The sequence below is a fragment of the Planktothrix sp. genome (assembly GCF_046067725.1).
Taxonomy (GTDB): domain Bacteria; phylum Cyanobacteriota; class Cyanobacteriia; order Cyanobacteriales; family Microcoleaceae; genus Planktothrix.
In genome coordinates this window covers 1-8,981 of the sequence record NZ_JBJUDF010000097.1, presented here as the reverse complement: position 1 = coordinate 8,981, position 8,981 = coordinate 1, and the positions used below count along the sequence as shown (strand labels likewise).

At 38.3% G+C, this 8,981-nt stretch carries 8 protein-coding genes; 6 read left to right on the top strand and 2 right to left on the bottom strand.

What is annotated here, in order from left to right:
- The first annotated feature begins 4 nt into the window (after nt 1–4).
- The 4 genes from ACKPEB_RS05560 (at nt 5) to ACKPEB_RS05545 (ending at nt 3,789) form a co-directional block, all read left to right on the top strand.
- Nucleotides 5–871 (top strand): ABC transporter permease, encoded by an 867-nt coding sequence (locus ACKPEB_RS05560; protein ID WP_408963840.1) that lies wholly within the window; start codon nt 5–7, stop codon nt 869–871.
- A gap of 105 nt (nt 872–976) precedes the next feature.
- Complete coding sequence (locus ACKPEB_RS05555) at nt 977–2,056, top strand: PotD/PotF family extracellular solute-binding protein (protein WP_408963839.1); 1,080 nt, start codon at nt 977–979, stop codon at nt 2,054–2,056.
- A gap of 15 nt (nt 2,057–2,071) precedes the next feature.
- Nucleotides 2,072–3,181, top strand: coding sequence for an ABC transporter ATP-binding protein (locus ACKPEB_RS05550; protein WP_408963837.1), 1,110 nt, complete (start codon nt 2,072–2,074; stop codon nt 3,179–3,181).
- 179 nt (nt 3,182–3,360) lie between these two features.
- Nucleotides 3,361–3,789: a hypothetical protein gene (locus ACKPEB_RS05545; protein ID WP_408963836.1), complete on the top strand. Its 429-nt coding sequence runs from the start codon at nt 3,361–3,363 to the stop codon at nt 3,787–3,789.
- A gap of 23 nt (nt 3,790–3,812) precedes the next feature.
- Here the strand turns inward: ACKPEB_RS05545 and ACKPEB_RS05540 are convergent, their stop codons facing one another.
- Nucleotides 3,813–6,122, bottom strand: coding sequence for a cation:proton antiporter (locus ACKPEB_RS05540; protein ID WP_408963835.1), 2,310 nt, complete (start codon nt 6,120–6,122; stop codon nt 3,813–3,815).
- 129 nt (nt 6,123–6,251) lie between these two features.
- On the opposite strand from ACKPEB_RS05540, the gene ACKPEB_RS05535 reads away from it, so the two are divergent.
- Both ACKPEB_RS05535 and ACKPEB_RS05530 read left to right on the top strand, forming a co-directional pair.
- Nucleotides 6,252–7,121, top strand: a complete 870-nt coding sequence (locus tag ACKPEB_RS05535; RefSeq protein ID WP_408963834.1) for a M23 family metallopeptidase — start codon at nt 6,252–6,254, stop codon at nt 7,119–7,121.
- Nucleotides 7,122–7,421: 300 nt separating this feature from the next.
- On the top strand, nt 7,422–8,048 hold the full coding sequence (locus tag ACKPEB_RS05530; RefSeq protein ID WP_408963833.1) for a late competence development ComFB family protein: 627 nt from the start codon (nt 7,422–7,424) through the stop codon (nt 8,046–8,048).
- A gap of 381 nt (nt 8,049–8,429) precedes the next feature.
- On the opposite strand, the gene ACKPEB_RS05525 is transcribed toward ACKPEB_RS05530, so the two are convergent.
- Nucleotides 8,430–8,585 (bottom strand): reverse transcriptase N-terminal domain-containing protein, encoded by a 156-nt coding sequence (locus ACKPEB_RS05525; protein ID WP_408963838.1) that lies wholly within the window; start codon nt 8,583–8,585, stop codon nt 8,430–8,432.
- Nucleotides 8,586–8,981: the final 396 nt, after the last annotated feature.

Genomic DNA, 8,981 nt, shown 5'->3' with positions numbered 1-8,981 from the left:
GAAAATAGCGCCCCTGGAAAAATGGATTCAAACCTATAAAAAACCAGTATTAGCTCTCCAAGCAACCCTTGTATTTACCTTTCTTTATTTACCGATTTTAATCTTAATTATTTATTCATTTAATGACTCTCGTTTTGATGCCAACTGGACTGGATTTACCTTAAACTGGTATCAAAAGTTATTAACGGGTTTAACCGAGAGTACCGCCGATATTTCCACTGAAAGCCTGTGGAGTTCGCTGCAAAATAGCTTAATCATTGCCCTAAGTTCTACGTTAGTTGCCACCTTTTTAGGAACCTTAATGGCATTAGCTTTAGAACGATTTCGTTTTCCAGGTTCTAAAGTTTTAGAAGCTTTATTATTATTACCTATTATTATCCCTGAAATCACATTAGGTGTTTCCTTATTAGTCTTTTTTACCTTAGTTTTTAGAATTCTGGAAAATCTCACAGGAATTCGATTGACTTTAGGCTTACCCTCAGTCATGATTAGTCATGCAACCTTTAGTATTGCCTTTATTACAATTACGGTCAGAGCCCGTTTATCTGACTTAGATCCCGCTTTAGAAGAAGCTGCATTAGATTTAGGAGCCAATGAATGGAAAACCTTTTGGCGAGTCACCTTTCCCTTAATTTTTCCAGCGATTTTAAGCGGTGCATTGTTAGCATTTACTCTATCTTTAGATGATTTTGTTGTTACCTTTTTTACAACCGGAGTCGGTGCAACAACTCTACCTTTATTTGTGTATGGAATGATTAAATTATCAGTTACACCCATCATTAATGCAATTTCTACATTAATGTTACTGGTTTCTCTGTTCTTTGTCATTTCAGCTTTAAAATTACAAAATCAAGTCAATATCAACAATTAAATACAATGAATCTAATCAAATCTGAAAAAGCTTGTTTTTAAAGCCCCTTTATCTTAAAATTTAAGAAAAGGCTTTTTTTAACCTAATTCTCTATATTTTTTAATGATGAAAAGATTTTTAACTTTAATTTTACTATTCTGTTTCGGCTTATTTTTGCCCTTTGGCTGTACAACCAATCAATCTAATACTCCCCCTAATTCCCCTACCGCCAATGTTCTTAATCTCTATAACTGGTCTACCTATATTGACCCAGAAGTGATCAAAGCCTTTGAACAAAAATACCAAGTTAAAGTAAATTATGATACCTATGATAGTGCTGAGAGTCTTTATGCAAAATTAAAAGCTGGAAATCCCGGTTATGATGTCGCATTTCCTCCAGATTATATGGTGGAAACGATGATCAAAGAACAGATGTTAGAAGAGTTAAATAGTGCGAATATTCCTAATATTAAAAATATTGAACCTAAATTTATTAATCCATCCTATGATCCCGGTAATCAATATAGTATTCCTTATCAATGGATCACGTTAGGGATAGGATATAATCTCAAAAAAACCGGGGAAGAAATTAATAGTTGGTCAGCGTTATTTGATCCTAAATATAAAGGGAAAGTCAGTTTATTAGATGATAGTCGTCATACAATGGGTGCAGTTCTGATTTATTTAGGCTATAGTCCCAATACGAAAAACCCTGAAGAAATTAAACTAGCACGAGATTTTTTAATTAAAAATAAAGATAATATTGCCGCTTTTGCTCCCGATACCGGTCAACAATTATTAAATCAAGGAGAAGTCAATTTAACAATAGAATATAGTGGCGATATTTTCCAAGTGATGGCAGAAAATCCTGATTTACGTTATGTCATTCCCAAAGAAGGAAGTATTATTGGTATTGATAATATGGTAATTCCTAAAGGCGCACCCAATAAACCACTTGCTGAAACCTTTATTAATTTTGTTTTAGAACCTGAAAATAGTGCCAAAATTTCTAACTTTATTGATTATGGTTCCCCGAACAAAGTTGCAATTGATCAAAAATTAATAGAAGCTGAAAACTTAAAAAATCCGGGTATTTATCCCCCTCGTGAAATTTTTGAAAAACTTCAACCCATTCAAGATGTCGGAGAAGCCAACCTACTCTATGATGAAGCTTGGACAGAAGTTAAAGTTGGTGTAGGAAAATAAAAATTAGGAATCAATATGGCTGCGGTTGAACTCTTAAACGTTTCTAAATTATTTAAAGGATTAAATAGCAAAGAATTCTTAGCTGTTAATCAATTGAATTTAGAAATCAAAACGGGAGAATTTTTCTCCTTATTAGGCCCTTCAGGGTGCGGAAAAACAACAACATTAAGAATGATTGCTGGCTTTGAACATCCGACATCAGGAGACATTTTAATTCATCAACAATTGATGAAAAATTGTCCTCCTTTTCAGCGTCCAGTCAATACAGTTTTTCAAAATTATGCCTTATTTCCCCATTTAACCGTTGCTGAAAATATCGGCTTTGGATTAGAAATGGAAAATCTACCTCGACCTCAAATTAAAAGTCGAGTTACAGAGGTATTATCCTTAGTTAAACTAACGGATTTTGCAACTCGTTATCCCCGTCAACTCTCCGGTGGACAACAGCAACGGGTGGCTTTAGCCAGAGCATTAGTGAAACAACCGAAAGTTTTATTATTTGATGAACCTTTAGGGGCTTTAGATTTAAAACTGCGAAAAGAAATGCAGTTAGAACTAAAAAAAATGCAGAAACAATTAGGGATTACGTTTATTTATGTTACTCATGATCAAGAAGAAGCCTTAACCATGTCTGACCGCATTGGAGTGATGAATCATGGAGAATTATTACAAGTCGGAACTCCGATGGAGATTTATGAATATCCTAAAACTAAATTTGTCGCTGATTTTATTGGAGAAACCAACCTTTTAACCGGACGAATTACCCAAATTCAAGGAGAAAAAATTACCGTTTTAATCGATGAAAAACTAACGATTCATTTAATAACATCTCAATCTGTTATCGAAGGACAAATGATTCATTTAGTCCTCCGTCCTGAAAAATTAACTCTCTATGCTAATTATCAAAATATGGCAGATCATCAAAATGTAGATATTTGGAAAGGAACGATAGAAGAATCGATTTATTTGGGAACTGATACCCGCTATGGAGTGCGTTTAACCGATAATACTTTAATCATGATCCGCACTCAAAATTGGCATCAAGATGATCTACAACGTTTTAAAATGGGTCAACCTGTTAACGTTGCTATTCCACCCAATAGTATCCGCATGATTGAATCTTAAAAATTACTAATTTTCTTAATAATGAAAAACGCCCATAACTAACAAGATGGGCGTTCAATCCGGGTGCAATGCTATCAAGATTATATTATAATATTCAATTTATATAACCGAGATATAACAGGAGTAAATTTTACAAAAATTTACAAAATTTTCTGATCAAATCGTCAATTTTTACTCCCATGACTCCAACATTAATCGGACGGTGGCAAACTCGTCTATTTCTATTTGCAACGATTGGTATTTTCATAACTTTACCCTTTTTCGCATTAAAAATCGGTGATCAACCTCGTTCCATTTATTTCTGGATTTTAGGATATATTACCTGTTTTGGTTTCTTCTGGGATATTCTCTATATTAAAATCCAAGAATTTCGCTGGGATCAAGATTGGCCAGGAGCATTTCAACTGTTAGCCGCTATTTGGGAAGGATTATTTTTAGTAACCTTAATCAAAATCATAGGTTTACCGGGTATTCCTTCCGCAAAATTTAACTTAGGATTATTTATTTTCCATTACAGTTGTGTTTGGATTGGGGTTTTTATCGTGGCTCAAAGTTTGCTCAGAATTTTATTTCCTCACTGGCGTTTTCGAGGGGGACAGTGGTTTTAATCTCACCATTAACGGTCAAAAAGCTAATTTTTAATTGTTAAATCTTCCTCGGATTCTTTTAAAGCTTTCAGAGGTGGAATATTAATGGGAATCACTTCCCGTCTGGCTTGGTTTAAATCATGAAAACTACCACATAATAATAAGCGATCGCCTGCTTCTAAATCCAAATTTCGATTCGGCCAGCGATAAAATTTATCCTCTCGACGTAAAGCTTGAACTTGCACTCTAAAACGATTTGCTAAATCTAATTTAGATAAAGGTTTACCAATGACAGGGCTATTCTCAGGAATATTTAACCATTGGCAAGAAATACTTTCTGCCGGAATTGTGACTTCACCTTTTGCCAATTGATTTAACGTTTCTAAGGCGGCTGCTTCCCCCACCACTAATAATTTATCATCGTTTTCTAAGCGAGTTTGACCATCAGGATAGTCAATTTCTTCCCCCGTAGAGCGACGAATTGCCATGACACTAATTCCGGTCATCGGACGAATATTGCTTTCTTCTAGGGTCATTCCCGTTAAGGGAGAATGGGCAGGTAACGTATACCATTTACTATTCATTTCTTGAGTCGCTTGTTGTAAATCTCGTGCCACTTTTTGAGGAGATTGTTTAGGACGAATCTCTGAATATTGACCCAGACGAATTTCTTGCATTTCCTGTTGGATTTTATTTTCAGGTAAACCCATTCGGATTAATAAATGGCTGGATAATTCTAAACTCGCTTCAAATTCAGGTTGTACCACTTCTTTTGCTCCTAATTGATACAACAGTTCAATATCTTTATCTTGATCAGCAATGACAATCACATCTAAATTGGGTGAAAATTCTAAGGAACGTTTTAAGCATAATCGGGTACTCATCGGATCAGAAAGAGCGATCGCCATTGAAGTAGCTCGATCCACTCCTGCGGTTTCTAAAACGTGCAAACTAGCCGCATTTCCATACAAATAAGGAATGTTATTATTCCTCAATTCTTGTACCACTTGTTCCGATTGATCAATAACAACTACCGGATAATTATGACTTTGTAAAAGTTTAACTAAATTTTTACCCACTCGCCCATATCCACAAACAATAATATGGTTTTGTTGAGGAAATTCTTCAGAAACTTCTTTAATTTTCTGGCTCGTTTCTAACACCGTTGACAAATCCCATTTTTCCTCAATCCAATCTAACAATTTAGGGGCAAATTGCAAAATAAACGGGGTAATGATTAAGGTTAAGGCAGTGGTTCCCACAATTAATAAGTAAATTCGTCGAGAAACTAATCCTAACGCTTGTCCAGCACTCGCTAAAACAAAAGAAAATTCTCCAATTTGAGCTAATCCCAATCCTGTAATAATTGAGGTTCGCCAAGAATAGCCAAATAATTTGACAATCGGAATAATAATTAAGGTTTTTCCCGCTACAATTAAAAGCATCAATCCGATGATTAATTCTAAATGTTCCCAAAGAAACACCGGATCAATCAGCATTCCCACAGCGACAAAAAACAACGCCGCAAAAATATCTCGGATGGGTTCAACATAGGTTAAGGTTTGATCAGCATATTCCACTTCAGAAATCATTAACCCAGCAACAAATGCCCCCATTTCAATTGAAAAACCTAAATGTTCTGTTAATAAGGCAATTCCTAAACATAAAGCGACTACTCCTAATAAAAATAGTTCTCTGCTTTCCGTTTGAGCTAAAAATCTTAACAGCCGAGGAATTACCCAAATCCCCGCAACAATTGCCCCTAATGCAAATAATCCAATTAATAAAAGCGAACGTCCTATGGCTTCAAAAATTACATTGCCTTGGGGTTGATTTAAAGCAGGTAAAACCGCTAACATTAACCCTAATGCTAAATCTTGTACCACCAAAATTCCCAGCATCACCTGACCTTGAGGCGTGGCTGTTTCATTTCGTTCCATTAAACATTTTAAAACAACCGCCGTTGAAGATAGGGATAAAATTGCCCCTAAAAAAATGCCTTGAATCGGAGAGGTATCCCAGCCTAAAATTCCCACAGCTAGGGCGGTAATTAACATTGTAAAAACAATTTGTAAGCCCCCTCCTCCTAAACTAATACCCTGAACTTTCTTTAACTCGGCAAAAGAAAATTCCACCCCCAAAGCAAACAAAAGAAACGCGACTCCAAATTGAGCCAGGGTTTCCACCTGCACTAATTCTTTGATTACCCCTAATCCACTGGGGCCAACAATCATTCCCCCAATTAAATAACCTAAAATCGCAGGTTGTCGGAGTAAAGATGCTAACAGTCCGCCAATTGTGGCTGCTGCAAGGACTAGAACTAAATCAACAATTAAACGAAAGTCTTCTGGCACGGTTTATCTTAAACTAAGTGATTCAATGTAACGTTGTGTTACTTATTCTCAGGATACTAAAATTGTCAAGATTCCGACATCAGCCCTAAAATTTTACACGGACGACCCATCACTAATGGAGAGAGCAAGATGAACCTGAAAGTGCCTAGAGGGGTTAATTCGTTAATGTTAAGCTTGATTACGGTTGTACTTGTCCTGACCTTACCCGGATTGGCGGCTCAGGTACGAGTGAATCCATCTGCTCCTGAGTTGGGAGATACCTTGTCTGTGGTGTTAGAGTCAGTAACGTCAGGAACCCAACCCACCGTCACTTGGAAAGGTAAAACCTACCCGATGTTTGCCATTGGCCCTAATCGAATGCGAGTTTTATTACCCACGACACCCTTAGATCAGCCTGGAACCCAGTCCCTACAAGTTAATGATGGAACCCAGGTACAGAATTTAACCGTACAATTACGCGATCGCGATTTTCCCACTCAATCAATTTGGCTCCCCCCCGATAAAGAAGAACTCAATGGAACCGATTACGAATTTGATCGTGTCGATGCGTTTAAAGCCCTTGTAACCCCCGAAAAATATTGGAAAGGGCCGTTTTTACGTCCCAATGCAGGTGAAATCACAACAATTTATGGCGTGCGTCGTTACTACAATGGGGATTTTGCTGAGGATTATTATCATCGGGGAGTCGATTATGCAGGGGGGATGGGTTCACCCGTCGTGGCTCCCGCCGCCGGACGAGTCGCGTTAGTGGGGAGAGAATCAGAAGGGTTTGAAATTCATGGCAATACCATTGGCATCGATCACGGCCAAGGAGTGGCGAGTATTTTAATCCACCTCAGCCGCATTGATGTGAAGGAGGGAGATTTTGTACAAGCCGGTCAAGTCATTGGGGCGGTGGGATCATCGGGTGCTTCCACTGGCCCCCATCTTCATTGGGGACTGTATGTGCAAGGCCAATCTGTCGATCCGGTTCCCTGGCGTTCTGCAACAATTGATTAGTGATTGATGCTCGATGAGTCAGGGTAAATGTGCATCAACGGGTCAATGGTATCCTATAAGAAGTAGCCTTAGCGTCAATCTAATATTCAAGCGCGAATATTAGAAAAATAGAACGCTGATTAAGGCTTCAGTTCAGCCTAATTCCCTGAATATCGTCATTCTAATTGCATAATTCAGGTGACTCCCGTTTGTCCTGTTTCTGCCTGAATTCCAGCAGTTAAGAAACTCAAAAGCATTTTTGAGGGAATATTTAGGTATTCGTCAGTTAAACATAACAATGATGCGAAGCGTAAAAGCATTATGAGTATTGAAAAGATTGTTGAGCAAGCCTTGCAAGATGGTTATCTGACCCCATCGATGGAGGCAGAGGTTGGACGCATTTGTAATACCGCCTCAGAACTGTCCATTGAAGAATATATGGCTCTGGATCGGTTGATGGGAGCCTTGTTAACGGGTGAAGTTGTGGTTTTACCCCGGAAACAATTTATTAATGTGATGGAGGAGTTAGTCCTCAGCGAAGCCATTGCTCGGGTTGCCGAAATTGAGGAGGAAAATAGTGATCAAAACTTAGATGTTGGCGATATTGCAGCTTATGCGCTGAATCGTCTTCCTCCTCTATATGCCACGACGGAAGAAGGCGCCCAATATCAACGCTCAAGGGCAAAAGAAGAACTGCAAGTGCTGATTGCCAATCAGGTAAAAGTAGCCATTGAACGGAACTTAAACCGCGCGGCTCAAAATCAAACCGTTTTGGGTAAATTCACAGGTGATGCTGTATTAGGTCAAGTGAGTTCTCTGTTACAAACCTATGCTCAAAACTATGAGCCCACATCTAACACATCTAAAACGATACAAACTTTATCAACTCATGAACCAACTTCTCAAACCATAAACAGCCCATCAAGTCATGAACAAGGGCAAAAGTGAACTACTCCGACCCGCTATGCTTTTGTCTGAGCTTCCTGTGCAACAGAAAGCGTAACAGTAGATTTCTTGCGTCCTCCAAAGAGTGCGTCTGACATCTGGACAACAGCCTGACTCGCGCTTTTCCTAACGACAAAACTCGCAGTCCTTTATCTCTAATGCTTTTTGCGACGTTGATATCTCGGTCATGTTTTGTCCCCCCATGATTACCAGTCCATTGTCGGACTTCTCAAGGCCAATTACCGACCACATTTAAGGAATGATTACCAGTCTTTGAGGAAGCGAAAAATCTATCAATTTCTAAATAGATTTTTGCTTCCTGTTTTGCTTGATATGAAAGCATTGTCTGGAATTGACCCCATCCAACTTGAGAGATGGCTTGAGCTAAACAGCGGTTTTTAACCAGCTTTTTAGGAGTAACCTTTGTAATTTGTGAACTAATCTGACATTACCTTGTTGACTGGCTTTGAATATTCTTTTTTGGATTTTGAAAACACATCTTTCGACTTTTCGCCAATTAATGTTTTTCCATTCATACATCGGTTTTGACTTCGACGGTTTGAAGCATTTTGTCATAAACCGCACTTAGGATAACATCCTAACACAAGCTGTTTTGAATGGTCAAGATTGCTCATCCCACTGTTTGGTTTTCCCAAAATTCATCCCCACCCCGATTAACTGAGGGTGAGGACTTTTTTTGGGGATCGTGTTAAATGCTGTGGGATGGCTTCAGATCAATCACAGTTCCTGGGTGGCAACTTTGATCACCCTGAACCTGTAGTCATTCTGAATTGATTGACACTCCCCCGTCAAGCTTGCGCGCTCGACGGGGGATTCTTGTTTCATAGAAGAATGCTTTTCAGTGCAAGCACTAACGAGTCTTACATCCTCTCCACAAGCTTGCATTTCCGTATGTCCTACGGTATTTGTTGACAG